16 protein-coding genes and 1 pseudogene are annotated in these 18,835 nt (G+C 65.9%); 11 read left to right on the forward strand and 6 right to left on the reverse strand.

Annotated features, from left to right (window positions below; translation table 11 throughout):
• Positions 1-55 precede the first annotated feature (55 nt).
• The 3 genes from RX327_RS21250 to RX327_RS21260 all read left to right on the forward strand — a co-directional run bounded on the left by RX327_RS21250 (position 56) and on the right by RX327_RS21260 (position 2,956).
• Entirely contained in the window at positions 56-730 is a 675-nt protein-coding gene (locus RX327_RS21250; protein WP_317251298.1) for a response regulator transcription factor, read from the forward strand.
• Positions 727-2,106 carry a sensor histidine kinase gene (locus RX327_RS21255; RefSeq protein WP_050384521.1) on the forward strand — a complete coding sequence of 460 codons (1,380 nt, stop codon included), beginning with the start codon at positions 727-729 and terminating at the stop codon, positions 2,104-2,106. Before RX327_RS21250 ends, RX327_RS21255 begins: the two co-directional genes overlap by 4 nt.
• Before the next feature lie 193 nt (positions 2,107-2,299).
• Entirely contained in the window at positions 2,300-2,956 is a 657-nt protein-coding gene (locus tag RX327_RS21260; RefSeq protein WP_050384520.1) for a class I SAM-dependent methyltransferase, read from the forward strand.
• Between the two features lie 23 nt (positions 2,957-2,979).
• Here RX327_RS21260 and RX327_RS21265 read toward each other — a convergent pair whose 3' ends face one another.
• Positions 2,980-4,611 (reverse strand): CTP synthase, encoded by a 1,632-nt coding sequence (locus RX327_RS21265; protein ID WP_317247021.1) that lies wholly within the window; start codon positions 4,609-4,611, stop codon positions 2,980-2,982.
• 167 nt (positions 4,612-4,778) lie between these two features.
• Entirely contained in the window at positions 4,779-5,162 is a 384-nt protein-coding gene (secG, locus tag RX327_RS21270; protein ID WP_317247022.1) for a preprotein translocase subunit SecG, read from the reverse strand.
• Between the two features lie 204 nt (positions 5,163-5,366).
• On the opposite strand from secG, the gene RX327_RS21275 reads away from it, so the two are divergent.
• Entirely contained in the window at positions 5,367-5,933 is a 567-nt protein-coding gene (locus RX327_RS21275) for a helix-turn-helix domain-containing protein (protein ID WP_028334047.1), read from the forward strand.
• A gap of 3 nt (positions 5,934-5,936) precedes the next feature.
• Positions 5,937-6,467 carry a GNAT family N-acetyltransferase gene (locus tag RX327_RS21280; RefSeq protein WP_028334046.1) on the forward strand — a complete coding sequence of 177 codons (531 nt, stop codon included), beginning with the start codon at positions 5,937-5,939 and terminating at the stop codon, positions 6,465-6,467.
• Between the two features lie 112 nt (positions 6,468-6,579).
• Here the strand turns inward: RX327_RS21280 and tpiA are convergent, their stop codons facing one another.
• Complete coding sequence (gene tpiA, locus RX327_RS21285) at positions 6,580-7,332, reverse strand: triose-phosphate isomerase (RefSeq protein WP_317247023.1); 753 nt, start codon at positions 7,330-7,332, stop codon at positions 6,580-6,582.
• Positions 7,333-7,574: 242 nt separating this feature from the next.
• On the opposite strand from tpiA, the gene RX327_RS21290 reads away from it, so the two are divergent.
• The 5 genes from RX327_RS21290 to RX327_RS21310 all read left to right on the forward strand — a co-directional run bounded on the left by RX327_RS21290 (position 7,575) and on the right by RX327_RS21310 (position 14,819).
• A complete protein-coding gene (locus tag RX327_RS21290) occupies positions 7,575-9,476 on the forward strand; it encodes a peptidylprolyl isomerase (protein ID WP_317247024.1) in 1,902 nt (633 codons plus the stop codon).
• A 70-nt stretch (positions 9,477-9,546) separates the two neighbouring features.
• Positions 9,547-10,560, forward strand: coding sequence for an anthranilate phosphoribosyltransferase (gene trpD / locus RX327_RS21295; RefSeq protein WP_317247025.1), 1,014 nt, complete (start codon positions 9,547-9,549; stop codon positions 10,558-10,560).
• A gap of 15 nt (positions 10,561-10,575) precedes the next feature.
• Positions 10,576-11,397, forward strand: a complete 822-nt coding sequence (gene trpC, locus RX327_RS21300) for an indole-3-glycerol phosphate synthase TrpC (protein WP_317247026.1) — start codon at positions 10,576-10,578, stop codon at positions 11,395-11,397.
• A gap of 4 nt (positions 11,398-11,401) precedes the next feature.
• The gene (moaC, locus tag RX327_RS21305; RefSeq protein ID WP_317247027.1) at positions 11,402-11,929 is read left to right on the forward strand and encodes a cyclic pyranopterin monophosphate synthase MoaC; all 528 of its coding nucleotides are present in this window, start codon (positions 11,402-11,404) and stop codon (positions 11,927-11,929) included.
• Between the two features lie 157 nt (positions 11,930-12,086).
• A complete protein-coding gene (locus RX327_RS21310; RefSeq protein WP_317247028.1) occupies positions 12,087-14,819 on the forward strand; it encodes an EAL domain-containing protein in 2,733 nt (910 codons plus the stop codon).
• Positions 14,820-15,114: 295 nt separating this feature from the next.
• Here the strand turns inward: RX327_RS21310 and RX327_RS21315 are convergent, their stop codons facing one another.
• Entirely contained in the window at positions 15,115-16,473 is a 1,359-nt protein-coding gene (locus RX327_RS21315; RefSeq protein WP_317247029.1) for a S41 family peptidase, read from the reverse strand.
• Positions 16,474-16,626: 153 nt separating this feature from the next.
• Positions 16,627-17,820 carry an NADH:flavin oxidoreductase/NADH oxidase gene (locus tag RX327_RS21320; protein ID WP_317247030.1) on the reverse strand — a complete coding sequence of 398 codons (1,194 nt, stop codon included), beginning with the start codon at positions 17,818-17,820 and terminating at the stop codon, positions 16,627-16,629.
• A gap of 455 nt (positions 17,821-18,275) precedes the next feature.
• On the opposite strand from RX327_RS21320, the pseudogene RX327_RS21325 reads away from it, so the two are divergent.
• Positions 18,276-18,461 (forward strand): annotated as a pseudogene (locus RX327_RS21325) (hypothetical protein); the annotation flags it as partial.
• Positions 18,462-18,575: 114 nt separating this feature from the next.
• Here RX327_RS21325 and RX327_RS21330 read toward each other — a convergent pair.
• Positions 18,576-18,725, reverse strand: a complete 150-nt coding sequence (locus tag RX327_RS21330) for a hypothetical protein (protein ID WP_018271828.1) — start codon at positions 18,723-18,725, stop codon at positions 18,576-18,578.
• Between the last annotated feature and the right edge of the window lie 110 nt (positions 18,726-18,835).

The following is an 18,835-nucleotide window of genomic DNA, read 5'->3' on the forward strand; positions in this document are numbered from 1 at the left end:
TGTTGCAATGTTACTTGCCGTAAAACCTGCCTTCAGGAGCTGGACCCACAAGGACATGCGGATACTGCTGGTTGAGGACGAGGCCGAAATGGCGGCGGCGCTGTCGCAGGCGCTGAAGGGCTACGACATGGTGGTCGACCACGTGCCGAACCTTGCCGAGGCCGAGGAAGCGATCTGTGCCGACGTGCATGGCGCGGTCCTGCTCGACCGCCAGCTTCCGGACGGCGACGGCCTCACGCTGATCCCGAAGCTGCGCGCCAAGGCCGACGGCGTCCCGATCATCGTGCTGACCGCGCGCGGCGATCTCACCGACCGCATCACCGGCCTCGACAGCGGCGCCGACGACTATCTCGCAAAGCCGTTTGCGATGGAGGAGCTGGTGGCGCGGCTGCGCGCCGTGCTGCGCCGTCCGGCCGGCCTGCAGCTCGAGATCATCAGGGCCGGCCGCGTGGCGTTCGATTGCAGCCATCGCGAGGCCAGTGTCGACGGCCGTCCGCTCGACCTGCCGCGGCGCGAGCTGCTGGTGCTGGAGACGCTGCTGCGCCGCATGGGCCGCACCGTGCTGCGCGCGACGCTGGAGGAAGCCGTCTACAATTTCGAGGACGAGATCCAGTCCAACGCGCTCGATGCGCACGTCTCGCGTCTCAGGCGCAAGCTTGCCGACGCCAACACCGGCGTCGAGATCCACAGCATCCGCGGCGTCGGCTATCTCTTGAAGCAAACGTCATGAGCGAACAGGCCGAGCACTATTGCCTGCGCTCGCAACTGAGCTGGCGGCTGGTGACGCTACAGGCGCTGCTGCTTGCCATGCTGATCGTTTGCCTGATCAGCGCATTGTGTGCCACCGGCTTCCTGATCGTTCCGCGCGATGAGGATCATGTCATTTCCATCGTGCAGGGCGCGGTCGCACGCGATGGCAAAGGCGACCTGATCTTGCGCCCGACGGCCGAACTGCAAAAGCTTCGTGACGACACGCCCGACCTCTGGTTCCTGGTGCGCGACCGGCAAGGCCGTTCGCTGACGGAAGGCGCGGTGCCGCCGGAATTTGCCAGGATTGGTGACGCACTCGACCAGATCAGCCAGGCGCGACTCGGCTGGCAGATGTTCGAGGATGATCCGCGCAAGCCGCCGGCGCGGCTGAAGCGCGTCAATTCCGACGCCGGCCCCGTGCAGGTGCTCACAGCGACGCAAGGGCCAATGTCGAGCGTCAAGACCGCGCTCGCCACGACGCTGGCATTCCTCGCCATTGCCCTGCCCGGCCTTTTCCTGATGGCATGCGCCACCTTCATCGCGACGCCGATGGTGGTGAAGCGCGCCTTCGCCGGTCTCGATACCACCGCCGACGAAGCGCGCCGGATCGATTTCCGCCAGCGCGGCAGCCGGCTGTCGGCGGACCATCTGCCGCTCGAGGTGGCGCCGCTGGTGACCGCCATCAACGATGCGCTGACGCGGCTCGACGACGGCTATTCCCGACACCAGCGCTTCGTCGCCGACGCGGCGCATGAATTGCGCACACCGATCGCGATCCTCAACACGCGGCTGGAGTCGCTGCCGCCAGGCCCGGAGAAAACCCGCCTGCTCGAGGACTCGGCGCGGCTTGCGACATTGGCCGAGCAACTGCTCGACATCCAGCGCTTCGATCAGTGCCGCAATCCGTTCGTCCGCGTCGATCTCGTCGCGGTCGCACGCAATGTCGCGGCCGACCTCGCGCCGCTCGCGATCGCGGCCGGCTACGAGCTGTCGCTCGATACCGCAATCGATCGGGTCGAAACCTTGGGCGACCGCGCCGCGCTGGAGCGCGCGCTCACCAATCTGGTGCAGAACGCCATCCAGCATGGCGGCCGCCGCGGCACCATCACCGTCCATGTCGGCAGCGCCGCCACGATCGACGTATCGGATGAAGGCGACGGCATTCCCCAGGATCAGCGCACCCGGATCTTCGACCCGTTCTATCGGCTCGCGCCGCTCGATCGCGGCGCCGGCCTCGGCCTCAACATGGTGCGCGAGATCGCAAGGCTGCACGGCGGTCACGTCTCCGTGCTCGAAGGCCCGAAGGGCGGCGCGTGCTTCCGCCTCACATTACCGCCGGCGCCGTTCGCGTCGTGATCCCAGAGCGTTTTCGAGCGAAGTGGGCACCGGTTCGCGTGAAGGAAACGCGTCGAAGCTAAAGTCGAGAGCCCTGTTCCGATCCAATTGGAACGGGGCTCTCGCGCAATGTTGTCGCAATGCAGCTCCTGCAAACAAGGCATCACGCTTCGCATCTGAGTCGAAGTGCCGCGACACTTTGCTGGGAATCCCAATGTCACATGATCTGCTGTCTTTCTTCACGGCGTGGATGGCGGCCCCGGGCCGCGTCGGCGCCATCGCGCCGTCGGGCGCCGCGCTCGCCGAACTGATCACGCGCGACATCAGCGCCAACACCGGTCCGGTGCTCGAGCTCGGTCCAGGCACCGGTGCCTTCACCTATCAGCTGCTGAAGCGCGGTGTGCAGCAGCAGGATCTCACGCTGATCGAATATGGTTCTGATTTCATGCGGCTGTTGCAGCTCCGTTTCCCCGGTGCGCGCGTGCTGTGGATGGACGCGGCGCGCCTCGCCTCGGAGCGGCTCTATGAGGGCGCGCCGGTCGGCGCCGTCGTCAGCGGACTGCCGCTGCTCAACATGTCGCCGCGCAAGGTCATCTCGATCGTCGGCGGCGCGTTCAGCTATCTGCGTCCCGGCGGCGCGTTCTATCAATTCACCTACGGCATGCGCTGCCCGGTGCGGCGGCCGATCCTCGACCGGCTCGGCCTGCGCGCCACACTGGTCGACCGCGCCATCCTCAACGTGCCGCCGGCCGCGGTCTACCGGCTGACGCGACGCCCGCAATACAAGCTGATGACGCGCGACGGCACGCCGGCGGCTGGTGTTTCACCGATCAAGAAAGAACGCCGGGCCAGCGAGGACTGCGCCGTGTAACGGCGCAGCTGACAGCCGCTTGGTTAGACGAGCCGGCTCTGCTTCGCCGCCGCCTCGATGAACGAGGCGAACAGCGGATGCGGCTCGAACGGCCGCGACTTCAGCTCGGGGTGAAACTGGACGCCGATGAACCAGGGGTGATCCTCGTACTCGACGATCTCAGGCAGCACGCCGTCGGGCGAGAGCCCTGAGAACTTCAAGCCGTGCTGCTCGAGCCGATCCTTGTAGGCGGTGTTGACCTCGTAGCGATGGCGATGACGCTCGGAGATCTCCGTCGCGCCGCCATAGACCTGCGAGACGCGGCTGCCGCGATTGAGCGCGGCGGGATAGGCGCCCAGCCGCATCGTGCCGCCGAGATCGCCAGCCTGCGAGCGCTTCTCGAGCTCGTTGCCGCGCAGCCATTCCGTCATCAGGCCGACCAGCGGCTCCCTGGTGGGACCGAACTCGGTGGAGTTGGCGTCCTCGATGCCGACGAGGTTCCGCGCAGCCTCGATCACCGCCATCTGCATGCCGAAGCAGATGCCGAAATACGGAACGTCGCGCTCACGCGCGAACTGCGCCGCCTTGATCTTTCCTTCCGCGCCGCGCTGGCCGAAACCGCCGGGCACCAGGATCCCGTTGACGTGCTCGAGGAACGGCGCAGGATCTTCCTTCTCGAAGATCTCGCTCTCGATCCAGTCGAGATTGACCTTCACCTTGTTGGCGATGCCGCCGTGCGAGAGCGCCTCGATCAGCGACTTATACGCATCCTTCATGCCGGTGTACTTGCCGACGATGGCGATGGTGACGTTGCCTTCGGGGTTGCGGATGCGCTCGTTGATCTCTTGCCAGCTGCGCAGCTCCGGCGGAATGCGCGAGGCGATGCCGAAGGCCGCGAGCACCTCGTCGTCGAGTCCCGCGTTGTGATAGGCCTCGGGCACGGCGTAGATGTTGTCGACGTCGCGCGCCTCGATCACGGCGCTTTCGCGCACGTTGCAGAACAGCCCGAGCTTGCGCCGCTCCTCCTTCGGGATCTCGCGGTCGGTGCGGCAGAGCAGGATGTCCGGCTGGATGCCGATCGAGCGCAGCTCCTTCACCGAGTGCTGCGTCGGCTTGGTCTTGAGCTCGCCGGCGCTCGGGATATAGGGCAGCAGCGTGAGGTGGATATAGACGGCGTGATCGCGCGGCAGCTCGTTCTTGAGCTGGCGGATCGCCTCGAAGAACGGCAGCCCCTCGATATCGCCGACGGTGCCGCCGATCTCGACCAGCACGAAGTCGTAATCGTCATTGCCGTCGAGGACGAATTCCTTGATGGCGTTGGTGACGTGCGGAACCACCTGGATGGTCGCGCCGAGATAGTCGCCGCGGCGCTCCTTGGAGATGATGTCCTGGTAAATGCGCCCCGTCGTGATGTTGTCGGCCTTGGTCGCCGGCCGCCCGGTGAAGCGCTCGTAGTGACCGAGATCGAGATCGGTCTCCGCGCCGTCGTCGGTCACGAACACTTCGCCGTGCTGGTACGGCGACATCGTTCCGGGATCAAGGTTGAGATAGGGGTCGAGCTTGCGGAGGCGGACCTTGTAGCCCCGGGCCTGCAGCAGGGCACCGAGTGCCGCTGAAGCCAAACCCTTGCCGAGCGAAGAAACCACGCCGCCGGTGATGAATATGTACCGCGCCATGGGACTTAACCTCTAATCCAACTCCGGCGATTCGCAAAACGAATCGGCTGTTCCCGGCAAACAATTCGCCGGGCTGTGGGTTGCATCAAACTGGAAGCGATTTCAAAGCATTGATGGGGGTTTCTGATGCAGGATGCCAGCGGGGCATCCTGCATGGCCCCCCTGCTTTATTGCGAGCGCGGCACCTGCGGACCTGACGGCGCCTGGTTCTGCTGCTGCTCGTCGGCCTTCTTCAGCGAATCCAGGATGCCGCCCGAGGTCGGCGCGATCGGCGATCCGCCGGCCGGCTGGGTCTGCGACGCAGGCGTGCCAATGATCGATGACGGCTTGCGGTCGTAGCCGGCGTACCAGGACAGGAACAGGCTGGTGAGAAAGAAGCCGACGGCCAGGATCGCGGTGGTCCGCGTCAGAAGGTTTGCAGTGCCGCGGCTCGACATGAAGCCGGCGCCTCCGCCCATGCCGAGCCCGCCGCCTTCCGACTTCTGGAGCAGGACGGTGCCGATCATGACGGCGACGATCATGAGGTGAACAATGATAACGACAGTCTGCATCGCAAGCCTTCCGTCACAAGCCGCCAAGCGGCCAGACAAACGGCGCTATCGGCTTTACGGTTTTCGTGAAGTCGCGCCCTGTTACACGATTGCACCGGGCATTGTCACCCCCGAGATAGTCGCACTGTCGGTGATCACAAGCAGCGCCGATCGCGGCCCGGCCAGGCCTTGCCGGGAATTGGTAATTTCTACTATAGTAGACAAATGGATACTTTGGTAGACGACCTGAGCCAACGCCTGGCGCAGCGGATCAGGCTCGAGCGCGATGGCCGGGGGTGGTCGTTGGCCGATCTCGCCGAACGCGCCGGCGTCTCGAAGGCCACGATCAGCAAGATCGAGCGCGCCGAGGTCAGCCCCACCGCGGTCGTGCTGGTGCGCCTCGCCTCGGCGTTCGATCTTACCCTGGCCGGCCTGATGTTGCGCGCCGAAGGCCAGGGCGAACGGCTGTCGCGCGCCGCCGCGCAACCGGTCTGGCGCGATCCGGAAACCGGCTATCTGCGCCGCCAAGTGTTCAGCCGTCCCGACCATCCGGTCGAGCTGGTGAGGGTCGAGCTGCCGCCGAAGCAGACCGTGACCCTGCCCGCCTCCTCCTACGCGCATATCCGCCAACTGGTCTGGGTGCTCAGCGGCAGCCTCGTCATCACCGAAGGCGGCGCACGCCACGTGCTCGCCGCCGGCGATTGCCTCGGATTCGGACCGCCGGCGGAGACGACCTTCGCCAACGAGACCAACGCCTCCTGCACCTATGTGGTCACCCTGGCCCGGAGCTGATGCATGTCGCACTTTGCCATCAAGCCGCTCGAGGATGCGCCTGGAATTCGCAGCGCGCTTGGCGAGCTGTTGGTCGAGACCGTCGCCGGCGGCGGCTCGGTGAGCTTCATGCATCCGCTGTCGCCGGATGACGCCGATGCATTCTGGCAGGACTCGCTCGGCGCCGCCGCGCGCGGCGAGCGCATTGTGCTCGGCGCATTCACCGGCAGTGATCTGATCGGCACCGTGACGCTGCTGCTCAAACTGCCGCCGAACCAGCCGCATCGGGCGGAAATTGCAAAAATGATGACGCGCGTCGCCCACCGCCATCGCGGCGTCGCGACGGAATTGATGCGTGCGGCCGAGCAGCTTGCGATCGCGCACGGCCGCACACTGCTGGTGCTCGACACCGCCGAAGAGGATGGCGCTGCGCCACTCTATGAAAGACTGGGATTTCAGCTCACCGGCATCATCCCGGACTACGCGCTGAAGCCGCATGGCGGCCTCACCGGGACGATGATCTACTGGAAGCGGATCGGCGCGGCGGAGGTCTAGCCCGAACCGTCATCGCGAAGAGCGAAGCGACGAAGCAATCCATAGTTCTGCAGATGCGGAGCCATGGATTGCTTCGCTTCGCGCGCAGTGACGTGGATAGAACGCCGACCGCCTAACACCCCGCGGCGATCGCGAGGAAGTCCGACGCCTTCAGGCTGGCGCCCCCGACCAGTGCGCCGTTGACATTGGCCACGGCCATCAGCTCGGCCGCGTTCGACGGCTTGACCGAGCCGCCGTAGAGGATCCTGATCCTGTTGCCCTCGTCCTTGAAGCGATCGGTCAGCTGACCTCGGATAAACCTGTGAACTTGCTCGACATCCTTGGCTGTCGGCGTCAGCCCGGTGCCGATCGCCCAGACCGGCTCGTAGGCCACGACCAGATTGGCTGCGGTGGAGCCGTCTGGCAGCGAGCCCGCAAGCTGGGTGCCGCAGACATCGAGCGTCTTGCCGGCGTCGCGCTGCTCGCGTGTCTCGCCGATACAGACGATCGCCGTCGCCCCGGCGCGCCAGGCGGCTTCGGCCTTCTGGCGGACCAGAGCATCGCCCTCGCCGTGGTCGGCGCGGCGCTCGGAATGGCCGACGATGATGGCGACCGCGCCGAGATCCCTGAACATCTCCGCCGAGAGATCGCCGGTATGGGCGCCGGAGGCCTTGGGATGGCAGTCCTGGGCCCCCACCGCGACCTTCTTGCCGCGCGCCTTCTCGGCGAAGGCGGCGACCAGCGTCGCCGGCGGGCAAACCAGGAGATCGGCCTTTCCGGCGACATCGCCGGCGCCCGCCAGCATCGCGTCGAACTCGACAAAAGAGGCTTTCAGGCCGTTCATTTTCCAGTTGCCGGCAATCAGCGGTCGGATGGCGTCGGTCATGTCGGATTTCCCATCGTTCAAGCGTGTCCCTGCGCTACCAGAGCCGGGCGGCGACTTCCAGAGCGCGGCTTCGCGCACACCGTGCGACGCTTCCACCCGCGCGGCCAAGGTTGCGGGGGCGCTTCGGCCACTTTATGATGGGTTTTCAATCCGGTGACGCCCTGCTGCGGGACAAAAGCCTCGACTTTCAGCTCCCCATTGGGCACGACCCGGTTCCCCTCCTGTAAAACAAGTTGGACCAAATGCTTCGAGGAATGCGCAAGGCCTCATCAAACTGGCTCGGCAAGACCATCATGGCCATTGTGATGGGCGTGTTGATCATCAGTTTCGGCGTTTGGGGCATCGCCGACATCTTCAAGGGCTTCGGGCAGTCGACCTTCGCCAAGGTGGGCGGGACCGAGATTTCGGCCGAGCAGTTCCGCCAAATCTATACCGACCGCCTGCAGCAGCTAGGCCGCCAGTTCGGCCGTCCGCTGACGCCGGACCAGGCGCGCGCCTTCGGCATCGACCGCCAGGTGCTGCAGCAGACGCTTGCGGAAGCCGCGATGGACGAGGAAGCGCGCCGCATGGGCCTCAATGTATCCGACGCCGAGGTGCTGCGCGCGATCTACAACGATCCGAACTTCAAGGGCCTCAACAACCAGTTCGACCCACAGCGTTTCCAGGCCGTGATCCGCAACTATGGCTATACCGAAGGCCGCTACATCGCCGAGCAGCGCCGCGTTGGCCTCAGGCGGCAGATCGCCGGCACCATCTCGTCCGGGATCGAGCCGCCGAAATCGCTGGTCGAGGCGCTGACCCGGTTCCAGAACGAGCAGCGTTCGATCGACTACATCAAGCTCGACGCCGCGCAGGCGGGCACGATCGACGCGCCCTCGCCCGAAGCCCTCGCCACCTATTTCGAGGATCACAAGGTCCAGTTCCGCGCGCCCGAATACCGCAAGATCGCCTTCGTCGCCATCACGCCCGAGGAGATCGGCAAGTGGGAAACGGTGTCGGACGAGGACGCCAGGAAGATCTTCGAGGAGCGCAAGGACCGGCTCAGCACGCCGGAGAAGCGCGAGGTCTCGCAGATCGTGTTTCCGGACGCCGGCGAGGCGCAGGCCGCGCGCGGGCGGATCGCGTCGGGCACGTCGTTCGACGACATCGCCAAGGAGCGCAACCTCAATCTGGCCGACGTCAATCTCGGCCTGGTCGCGAAGTCGGCGATCCTCGATCCGGCTGTCGCCGATGCCGCCTTCTCCCTGCCCGCCGGCGAAGTCAGCCAGCCGGTGCAGGGCCGCTTCGGCGTCGCGCTGGTCAAGGTCGGCAAGGTCGAGCCCGGCGCGACCCCGAGCTATGAGAGCCTCGCCCAGCAGGTGAAGAACGAGATCGCCACCGAACGGGCCCGCGTCAAGGTCGCAGATCTCCGCGACAAGATGGAAGACGAGCGCGGCGGCGGCTCCAGCGTGATCGAAGCCGCACAGAAGCTGAAGCTGACGCCCGTCACCATCGACGCGGTCGATCGCTCCGGGCGGCTGCCGAACGGCCAGGTCGCGACCAACATCCCGCGCGGTCTCGACGTGGTGTCGCAAGCCTTCAACACCGACGTCGGCGTCGACAACGACGCGATCTCGTTCAAGGGCGGCTATGTCTGGTACGACGTGCTCGCCATCACGCCCTCGCGCGACCGCAACCTCGACGAGGTCCGCGACCAGGTCGAGGCCAAGTGGCGCGAAGACCAGATCTCCACCAAGCTGCGCGCCAAGGCGACCGAGATCGTCCAGAAGCTCGACAGCGGCGCCAAGCTCGCCGACGAAGCCGCCGCTGCCGGCGTCAAGGTCGAAACCGCCGCGAATTTCAACCGCGAGGCCTCGCTGCCTGCCGTGCCGGCCGGCGTGATTGCGGCGGCATTCCGGACCGCCAAGGACGGCGACGGACAGACCTCCGTCGCCGGCGGCAGCCAGTGGGTGGTCTTCCGCGTCACCAACGTGACGGTGCCGCCGGTGGACTTCGCGTCGGACGCGGCCAAGCAGCTCACCGAGGCGCTGCGGCGGTCGCTCAGCGACGAGCAGGTCGCGCAATATGTCACAAAGATCGAGTCCGATATCGGTGTGACCATCAACCAGGCAGCCTTCGCACAGGTGACAGGCGCAAATAATTGAGCATGATCGGGACATCGCGACGACGCGCTGCACGCCGATCAAGCTCCAACAACAGACCCTGAGCCAGCGAATGGACGACCTGAAATCGATCATTGGAAAAGTGGCGACCGGCGCCAGCCTGTCGCGTGACGAAGCCGCTTCCGCCTTCGACGCCATGATGTCGGGCGAGGCCACGCCATCGCAGATGGGCGGCCTGTTGATGGCGCTCCGCGTGCGCGGTGAGACCGTGGACGAGATCACGGGCGCCGTTTCCGCGATGCGCTCCAAGATGCTGACCGTGACGGCGCCGCCCGAAGCCGTCGACATCGTCGGCACCGGCGGCGACGGCTCCGGCTCGGTCAACGTCTCGACCTGCGCCTCGTTCATCGTCTCGGGCGCCGGCGTGCCGGTCGCCAAGCACGGCAACCGCGCGCTGTCGTCGCGCTCGGGCGCCGCCGACGTGCTGGCCTCGCTCGGGGTCAAGCTCGATTTGACGCCCGAACAAGTCGGGCGCTGCGTCAAGGAAGCCGGCATCGGCTTCATGTTCGCCCCCGCTCACCACCCCGCGATGAAGAACGTCGGCCCGACACGGGTCGAGCTTGCGACGCGCACGATCTTCAACCTGCTGGGGCCCCTGTCCAATCCGGCCGGAGTGAAGCGGCAGATGGTCGGCGTGTTCTCCAGGCAATGGGTGCAGCCGCTGGCGCAGGTGCTGAAGAACCTCGGCTCGGAATCCGCCTGGGTCGTGCACGGCTCCGACGGCCTCGACGAGATCACCCTCACCGGCCCGACCTTCGTTGCGACGCTCGAGAACGGCGAGATCAGGACATCAGAGGTGACGCCCGAGGATGCCGGCCTTGGCCGCGTCGGCGGCGAGGCGCTCAAGGGCGGCGACGCCGACGCCAATGCGATCGCGCTGCAAAGCGTGCTCGACGGCAAGCCGAGCCCCTATCGCGACGTGGCGCTGATCAACGCCGCCGCCGCGCTGGTCGTGGCCGGCCGCGCCAAGGACCTCAAGGAGGGCGTCGCGATCGGCGCACAGTCGCTCGACAGCGGCGCTGCCGCCGCGCGGCTGAAGCATCTGGTCGCGGTTTCGAACGGTTAAGCAAGGCGTTAAGCCATGTCCGACATCCTGACCAAGATCGAGACCTATAAGCGCGAGGAGATCTCAGCCGCGAAGCGCGCCCATCCGCTCGCCGAGGTCGAGACGCAGGCGAAATCGGCCTCGGCACCGCGCGGCTTCGTCCGCGCGATCAAGGAAAAGCATGGCGGCGGCGACTACGCGCTGATCGCTGAGATCAAGAAGGCTTCGCCATCGAAGGGCCTGATCCGCGCCGATTTCGATCCGCCCGCTTTCGCAAAAGCCTATGAGGCCGGCGGCGCGGCGTGCCTGTCGGTGCTGACCGACACGCCCTCGTTCCAGGGGCATCTCGACTTCATGGTCGCGGCGCGCGCGGCGACCGATCTGCCGGTGCTGCGCAAGGATTTCATGTTCGACACCTATCAGGTCGTCGAAGCCCGGGCTCACGGCGCCGACTGCATCCTGATCATCATGGCCGCGCTCGATGATGCCGCCGCGAGGGATATCGAAGACGCCGCCGTCGCCTATGGCATGGACGTGCTGATCGAGATCCATGACCGCGCCGAGCTCGAGCGGGCGCTGAAGCTGCGGTCGCCGATGATCGGCGTCAACAACCGCAACCTGCGCACCTTCGAGACCACGCTTGCGACCAGCGAGGCGCTGGCGCCGCTGATCCCTCGGGACCGGCTGATGGTCGGCGAGAGCGGTATCTTCACGCCAGAAGATCTCGCCCGGCTCGAGCGCGTCGGCATAGCGACGTTCCTCGTCGGTGAAAGCCTGATGCGGCAGCAGGACGTCACCGCGGCCACCCGCGCCTTGCTGACGCGGCAGGCCGCCACGCGCGCCACCGCAACGCGCTGACGCAATGGCGCGGAACAGCAAGGGCAAGACCAAGGCCGAGCCGTCCGGCTCCGGCCCCGCCCTCACCCATATCGGCGCCTCCGGTGAGGCGCGGATGGTCGACGTCTCGGACAAGCCCGCGACCGAGCGGCTTGCTGTCGCGGAAGGCCGCGTCGTCATGACCAGGGCGACGCTCGACCTGATCGTATCCGGCAACGCCAAGAAAGGCGACGTGCTTGGCACCGCGCGCATCGCCGGCATCATGGCCGCGAAGCGGACGTCGGAATTGATCCCGCTCTGCCATCCACTGGCGCTGACCAAGGTCACGATCGACATCACACCCGACCGCAAGCTGCCCGGCTGCATCGTCCGCGCCAGCGTCAAGGTGACGGGGCCGACCGGTGTCGAAATGGAGGCGCTGACCGCAGTCTCGGTCGCATGCCTGACGATCTACGACATGGTCAAGGCGGTCGACCGCGGCATCCGCATCGAGGGCATCCACCTCGTCGAGAAGATCGGCGGCAAGTCCGGGCACTATCGCGCCGGCGCTTGATCGCCGGTGCGCAAGCCACGGCCTGTCGCAAATCTCCGCAAGGCTTCATTAACCAATCTCGCTAACCCGCGCTCCATTTCGATTGGATACGACTTTCGCGGGCCGGGGGTGCACGAGACCTACTTCCGGGTGAAACACCTGGAAGCGATTGCGGCAAATGACTCCAAACGGCAGCGCCACGTTCAACATCAAATCGGTGATCGGCAGCGGTCCGATCCGCTGGCTGATCCTCGGCGGCGCCGTGCTGATGGCCGCGATCGCGATCGGCGCCACGCTGATGGCGGAGAATTTCCGCGATCGCGCGCTGCACAACAGCGAGCGAGAGCTCGAGAACACCGTGCTGCTGCTGGCGCGGCATTTCGACCAGCAGCTCGACGATCTCGAGGTCGTCCAGCGCGACCTGATCGCGTTCATGCGCGACAATGCAATCGCGACGCCGGAAAATTACAAGCGCCGGATGTCGGCCGCCGACATCCACGCGATGCTCAAATCCAAGATGGACGCGCTGTCCAATGTCGGCAGCCTCAACGTGTTCGACGCCGATGGCGTTCTGATCAACAGCTCGGGCGCCTGGCCGCTGCCGCAGGCCAGCATTGCCGACCGCCCCTACTTCCAGATCTTCAAGTCGAGCCCCTATTCGCCCGACATGCAGGTCGCGCCGGTGGTCAGCCGCATCACCGGAAACTGGACCACCGTCATCGTCCGTAAGGTCACCGGTCCGCACGGCGAATTCCTCGGCGTGGTCGGCCGCGGCATCGAGCCGGCGGCCTTCGAGAAGTTCTTCTCCACGGTGGCGCTCGGCGATGGCGCCGCGATCTCGATGCATCATCGCGACGGCACGCTGCTGGCGCGCTATCCCCATGTCGAGGAGCTGATCGGGAGGAATTTCCGCAACGGTCCGGTCAATCAGCAGCAGGTGTTCGAGCTGCCGCAGAGCACGACGCGGCTCGCCAGCCCGGTCGACGGCAAGGACCGTCTGGTGTCGTCGCGGGCACTGACCAAATTCCCGATCGTCGTCGTCGCGACGAGCACCACGGAGGCGGCGCTCGCCAACTGGCGCGAGCAGACCGGCATCCTGATCGCGGTGACCAGCATCTCGGTGCTGGCGATCGCGATCCTGCTGACGCTGGTGGTGCGCAAGCTGGTGCAGCAGCATCGCGCCCAGCAGCAGCGCCTGACCCTGGAGAAGCAGCGGCTCGACCGCGCCGTCAACAACATGACGCAGGGCCTCCTGCTGTTCGACGCCGAGCAGCGGCTCGTGGTCTGCAACCAGCGCTACATCGAGATGTACGGATTGTCGGCCGAGATCGTGAAGCCCGGTTCCAGCTTCCACGACATCATCGTGCATCGTCACCGGACCGGCTCGTTCCAGGGCGACGTCGAGCGCTACGTCAATCTCGTGCTGCGCGACGTCGGCATCCGCAACACCATGGTGATCACGACGCCCGACGGGCGCTCGATCCAGGTCGTCAACGAGCCGCTGGCCGACGGCGGCTGGCTTGCGACCCACGAGGACGTCACCGAGCGCCGCCGCGCCGACGAGCAGATCGCGCATCTGGCGCATTACGATGCGCTGACCGACCTGCCGAACCGAACCCTGTTCCACGAGGAGATCAGGCGCGAGCTGCCGCATGTCACGCCCGACAGCCAGCTTGCCGTGCTCTATATCGACATCGACGAATTCAAGGGCGTCAACAACTCGCTCGGCCACATGGTCGGCGACGAGCTTCTCAAGTCCGTGGCGCGGACGTTGAGCGGCGTGATCGGCGAAGGCGATTCCGTCGCCCGCCTCGGCGGCGACGAGTTCGCTATCGTGCAGACCGGGGTGAAGAGCGAGGCGGAGGTCGCCGACCTCGTCGCGCGCATCTACGAGGTGATCCGCGCGCCCTATCAATGCCTCGGCCACCAGGTCACGACCGACGCCAGCATCGGCATCGCGCTGGCACCGAAGGACGGCACCGATCTCGACCAGATCATGAAGAACGCCGATCTTGCGATGTATGCGGCGAAGTCGGCCGGCCGGCGCGTCTTCCGCTTCTTCGAGCCGGCGATGGATGCCGACGCCCGTGCCCGCCGCGAGCTCGAGATGGAATTGCGGCAGACGATCGCCGCCGGCTCCGGCCTCGAAGTGCATTACCAGCCCTGCGTCGACCTGCGCAGCAACGAGATCACCGGCTGCGAAGCGCTAGTGCGCTGGCGCCATCCGCAGCGCGGCATGATCTCGCCGGCCGAATTCGTGCCGATTGCGGAAGAGACCGGTCTGATCAACCAGCTCGGCGAGTGGGTACTGATGACGGCCTGCAAGGAAGCCGTGAACTGGCCCGACCACGTCAGGCTCGCCGTCAACGTCTCGCCGGTGCAGTTCAAGAGCGGCACGCTGGCGCTGAAGATCATGGCGGCGCTCGCGGCGTCGAACCTGCCGGCGAGCCGGCTCGAGCTCGAGATCACCGAAGCGGTCCTGATCCGCGACGACGATGCGGCGCTGGCCGCGCTGCACCAGCTCCGTGCCATCGGCGTGCGCATCGCGCTCGACGATTTCGGCACCGGCTATTCGTCGCTGAGCTATCTGAAGCGGTTCCCGTTCGACAAGATCAAGATCGACCGCTGCTTCGTCGTCGACATCGCCGATCCGCAGGGCTCGGCCGGCATCGTCGAGGCCGTCGTCAACATCGCCGCCGAGCGCAGCATGACGACGACGGCGGAAGGCGTCGAGACCGCGCAGCAGAAGCAATTGCTGCGCGAGCTCGGCTGCTCGGAAATGCAGGGCTATCTGTTCAGCCCGCCGAAGCCCGCCGCCCAGATCCGCGAGCTGCTGGCCGGGCACCGCCGCGGCCCCGCTGCGGGAGCGAGCACCACGCGCCGGCGCAAACCCGTCGCCGGCGCGGCTTAAGGCCGCTCGGAAGTCGCGAGCCCGAGGGGCGTCTGCACAATTTCGGAATATTGGAAGAATACCCTGAAATTGCCCGACGTGTCAAATTGACTGGTCGACCGCCTGCCACCGGCTCCTTTGCATGGGGTTGTTTTCGATATTTTGGCAGCACGCGCCTGCGACGGCGCCCGGATGGAGCCAACAGGTCGCACGAACGCGCGCCCGATGACAGGCCCCGCGCAATCCGGGGACCTTGCAAACGCGCAGACAGCTCCCGGATTTCGCTTCGCTCCATCCGGGCTACATGTGTCGGGTTCTAGTTCGGCACCGGCCGCTTCTGCGCGGCCTTGGTGTCGGCGTTCTTAGCGTCGGCGTTGACGGTGACCCCGCGCAGCTGGTTGAACGCCGCGGCGAGGGCCTTGTCGTCCTTCTCTTCCGGCGGGACATAGGACTGCGATCCGGTCTGCTCGGTGCCGTCGGCCGACAGATGGCCGCGCATCGAGGCCTCGCCCTTGATCTCCGACCGGGTCTTGAACTCGTCCGGCACGTCCTGCAGGATCTCGATGTCGGGCGCGATGCCCTGGGCCTGGATCGAGCGGCCCGACGGCGTGTAGTAACGCGCCGTGGTCAGCGCCAGCGCGCCGTTGCCGGAGCCGAGCGGAATGATGGTCTGCACCGAGCCCTTGCCGAACGAGCGCGTGCCGATCAGCGTCGCGCGCTTGTGGTCGTGCAGCGCGCCGGCAACGATCTCCGAGGCCGAGGCCGATCCGCCGTTGATCAGGACCACGAGCGGCTTGCCCTTGGTGAGATCGCCGCCATGCGCGGTGAAACGCTGCGTCTCTTCCGGATTACGGCCGCGGGTCGAGACGACCTCGCCCCGCTGCAGGAAGGCGCTCGACACCGACACGGCCTGATCGAGCAGTCCGCCCGGATTGTTGCGGAGGTCGACGACGTAGCCGGTGAGCTTGTCCTGCGGGACCTGCTTCTGGATATCTCCGATCGCCTTGCGCAGCCCTTCGGTGGTCTGCTCGTTGAACGAGCTGATCCTGATATAGCCGATGTCGCTGCCCTCGACGTGATACTTCACCGGACGGACGCGGATGATCTCGCGCGTAATCGAGACCTCGATCGGCTTGTCGGCGTCCTTGCGGATGATCTTCAGCCGGATCGAGCTGTTGGGCGCGCCCTTCATCTTGTTGACGGCCTGTTCGAGCGTCATGCCCTGCACCGCCTCGCCGTCGATCTTGCTGATGAGGTCGCCGGACATGATGCCGGCCTTCGAGGCCGGCGTGTCGTCGATCGGCGAGACCACCTTGACGAGGCCATCCTCCATGGTGACCTCGATGCCGAGCCCGCCGAACTCGCCGGAGGTGGTCTCCTGCATCTCGGTCCAGGCCTTGGCGTTCATGTAGCGCGAGTGCGGATCGAGCGAGGTCACCATGCCGGTGATCGCGCCCTCGATCAGCTTGGCGTTGTCGGGCTTCTCGACATAGTCGGTCTTGACCTTCTCGAACACCTCGCCGAACAGGTTGAGCTGCGAATAGGTGTTGCTGTTGTCGGAATGCGCGGCGGCGTTGGCGACGGCGAAGAGATGCGCGCCCTGCGGCGAGGCCACGAGCAGGGTGAGACACGCGCCCGCGACCGTCCCGAGCAAGAAGCCAACATGTTTGCGCATTATCCGTGATCCCTTCGCTAACGGCCGGCAACGTTTCGCAACATTCGGCCCCACCCCGACGCGGGGCACCACACAACGGCTTTTTGGTCGGATCAAGGCCGCCCCGTCACCGGACCATTACGGTCCTGTCACGGTGCCCGGATCGGCCTCTTGTCAGCTCCCTGTCAGCCTTTCGTCGGCCTTTGGCCCACTCTCCCGCAACCCGTTCTGCCAGGTCGACGGCTGGGTGCCGAATCCGCGCTTGGCCCGCGTGCCCAGCCAATAGCCGAACTGCGGAGGAACGTTGCGGAACGGCCCCTCGACGCCGAGCTTGAGCGCGGCGTCCATCGGCCAGTTCGGGTTATTGAGGATTTCCCGGCCGACCGCGATCAAATCTGCTTGTCTATCACGCAGGATTTGTTCGGCCTGGTCCCCGTGGATGATCAGGCCGACCGCCATCGTCATGATATCGGCATGGGCGCGGACATATTCCGCGAGCGGCACCTGATAGCTGTATTTGATCTCCTTGCCCAGGATCGGCGCCATCTCGCTGATTCCACCAGATGAGCAGTCGATCACGTCGACGCCCTTCGCTTTCAGGATCCTGGCGAGCCGCGCGCTCTGCTCCGGGCCCCAGCCGGCGTTGTCCTCGACCGACAGCCGCACGAACAGCGGCTTGTGATCCGGCCAGTGAACCCGCACCGCCTCGGTGACCTCGATCAGGAAGCGCATCCGGTTGGCTTCCGAGCCGCCATATTCGTCGCTGCGCTGGTTGGCGCGCCCGGAGAGGAATTCGTGCACGAGATAGCCATGGGCGCCGTGCAGTTCCAGCACCTCGAACCCTGCCGCATGGGCGCGCCGTGCCGCATGCCCCCAGGCTGCGACGAGGTCCTTCACCTCATGCGTGTCCAGCGCGCGCGGCACCGGCCAGCGCTCGCTATGGGCGATCGCGCTCGGCGCCACCGGCGTCCAGGCATCCCAATCCTCGATCTCGGCGGTGCGCTCGAGCGGACGATCGCCCTCCCAGGGCCGGCTCGCACGGGCCTTCCGGCCGGAATGGCCGAGCTGGATGCCGGCGACCGCGTTCTGCTGCTTGATGAAGCCAACCAGGCGACTCAGCGGCGCGATGAACTTGTCGTCCCAGATGCCGAGATCTCCAACCGTGCCGCAGCCGCGGCGCTCGACCTTGGTCGACTCGACGATGACAAGGCCCGCGCCGCCTGCGGCGAACTTGCCCGCATTCATCAGATGCCAGTCGGTCGGAAAGCCCTTCTCGGCGGAATATTGATGCATCGGCGGCACCACGATGCGGTTCTTCAGCGTGACGCCGCGGATGGTCATTGGCGAAAACAGCAGCTTGTCGGACATCGCTTCCTCATTATGCGTCGTTACCCGGCGCGCGGGACCGATCTTGTGTTTGGCGCGGACGATATACGCACCGCGCGATGGCCGATAGAGGCACGCGGGCGGCCACTCAAACGGGATCGCTGTAGCGGGCCGCGGCACCTTCGCGATGCCTGTTCCCTCGCGGCGATTTTTCGCGCGCACAGGAAATGATGATCGCGAAGCGTGTTGTCCCCCGGTGACCCAGAGGAGGGACACTCATGAGGACCCGCACAATCGCACTGCTCATCGCCGGTGCCATGGCAACCGGCCCGATACTGGCGCAACACGCGGTTGCCCAGAACCTGCAAAACGAGGCCGACAAGGGCGCCAAGACCCGCAACTCCGGTGAATCCGGCTATGTCGGCGATCAGGACAGGCCCGGCGCGGCCGCAACGCCTCCGGGGCGCCCCGACACGGCCGCCGGTTCCCCAAACGCCACGACGTCTCCGAGCGCTCAAAGTTCCGGAACCGGGATCGCCGGCGCGCCCGGCAACAAGAGCGGGCCGCCCGCCAAGCAGGGCACGGTCGGTTCGAACTCGCAGAACCTGCATGTCCAGGAACAGGATCCGTCGAACATCAAGGGACAGCCCGGCAACAAGAGCGGCCCGCCGGCAAAGCGCTAGTTTAGGCTGCGCGCCATGCTGACCAGGCGGCCGTGAACCGGAAGGCGCCGGCAAAGCTCGCTTGGTTTGCTCGGCGCCGGTTCGACACGCGCCGTTGATCGAAAGTGCTCCGATCTATTGTGCGGCCTTCCGGCTCGCGGAGAGGTCGGTCGGGCAATTTGCCCCGCATTCAATCGATTTCTTCTGGTCGGCAACGCGCCACACCAGCAACGCGACCAGGACAATGATGGTGACGGTGAGCTTGGCCAATGCGTCGTGGTTCAATGTCGGCTCCGCAGAACAATCGGCATAACGAAAAATCAGCTGCAAGCAGAAATGTGACCCCGGCGTCCTCGAAGGCCGAATGCTGGGACGTCCACCAGGCCCGCATTCGA

The organism is Bradyrhizobium sp. BEA-2-5, assembly GCF_032918025.1.
Lineage (GTDB): Bacteria > Pseudomonadota > Alphaproteobacteria > Rhizobiales > Xanthobacteraceae > Bradyrhizobium > Bradyrhizobium pachyrhizi.

What these genes read in the sequence shown, in the direction of transcription:
- RX327_RS21310 (WP_317247028.1), top strand. Translation starts at nt 12,087, where the DNA reads ATGACTCCAAACGGCAGCGCCACGTTCAACATCAAATCGGTGATCGGC.
- RX327_RS21280 (WP_028334046.1), top strand. Translation starts at nt 5,937, where the DNA reads ATGTCGCACTTTGCCATCAAGCCGCTCGAGGATGCGCCTGGAATTCGC.
- RX327_RS21255 (WP_050384521.1), top strand. Translation starts at nt 727, where the DNA reads ATGAGCGAACAGGCCGAGCACTATTGCCTGCGCTCGCAACTGAGCTGG.
- moaC (WP_317247027.1), top strand. Translation starts at nt 11,402, where the DNA reads ATGGCGCGGAACAGCAAGGGCAAGACCAAGGCCGAGCCGTCCGGCTCC.
- trpC (WP_317247026.1), top strand. Translation starts at nt 10,576, where the DNA reads ATGTCCGACATCCTGACCAAGATCGAGACCTATAAGCGCGAGGAGATC.
- RX327_RS21320 (WP_317247030.1), bottom strand. Translation starts at nt 17,820, where the DNA reads ATGTCCGACAAGCTGCTGTTTTCGCCAATGACCATCCGCGGCGTCACG.
- tpiA (WP_317247023.1), bottom strand. Translation starts at nt 7,332, where the DNA reads ATGACCGACGCCATCCGACCGCTGATTGCCGGCAACTGGAAAATGAAC.
- RX327_RS21275 (WP_028334047.1), top strand. Translation starts at nt 5,367, where the DNA reads ATGGATACTTTGGTAGACGACCTGAGCCAACGCCTGGCGCAGCGGATC.
- RX327_RS21250 (WP_317251298.1), top strand. Translation starts at nt 56, where the DNA reads ATGCGGATACTGCTGGTTGAGGACGAGGCCGAAATGGCGGCGGCGCTG.
- secG (WP_317247022.1), bottom strand. Translation starts at nt 5,162, where the DNA reads ATGCAGACTGTCGTTATCATTGTTCACCTCATGATCGTCGCCGTCATG.
- trpD (WP_317247025.1), top strand. Translation starts at nt 9,547, where the DNA reads ATGGACGACCTGAAATCGATCATTGGAAAAGTGGCGACCGGCGCCAGC.
- RX327_RS21290 (WP_317247024.1), top strand. Translation starts at nt 7,575, where the DNA reads ATGCTTCGAGGAATGCGCAAGGCCTCATCAAACTGGCTCGGCAAGACC.
- RX327_RS21315 (WP_317247029.1), bottom strand. Translation starts at nt 16,473, where the DNA reads ATGCGCAAACATGTTGGCTTCTTGCTCGGGACGGTCGCGGGCGCGTGT.
- RX327_RS21260 (WP_050384520.1), top strand. Translation starts at nt 2,300, where the DNA reads ATGTCACATGATCTGCTGTCTTTCTTCACGGCGTGGATGGCGGCCCCG.
- RX327_RS21265 (WP_317247021.1), bottom strand. Translation starts at nt 4,611, where the DNA reads ATGGCGCGGTACATATTCATCACCGGCGGCGTGGTTTCTTCGCTCGGC.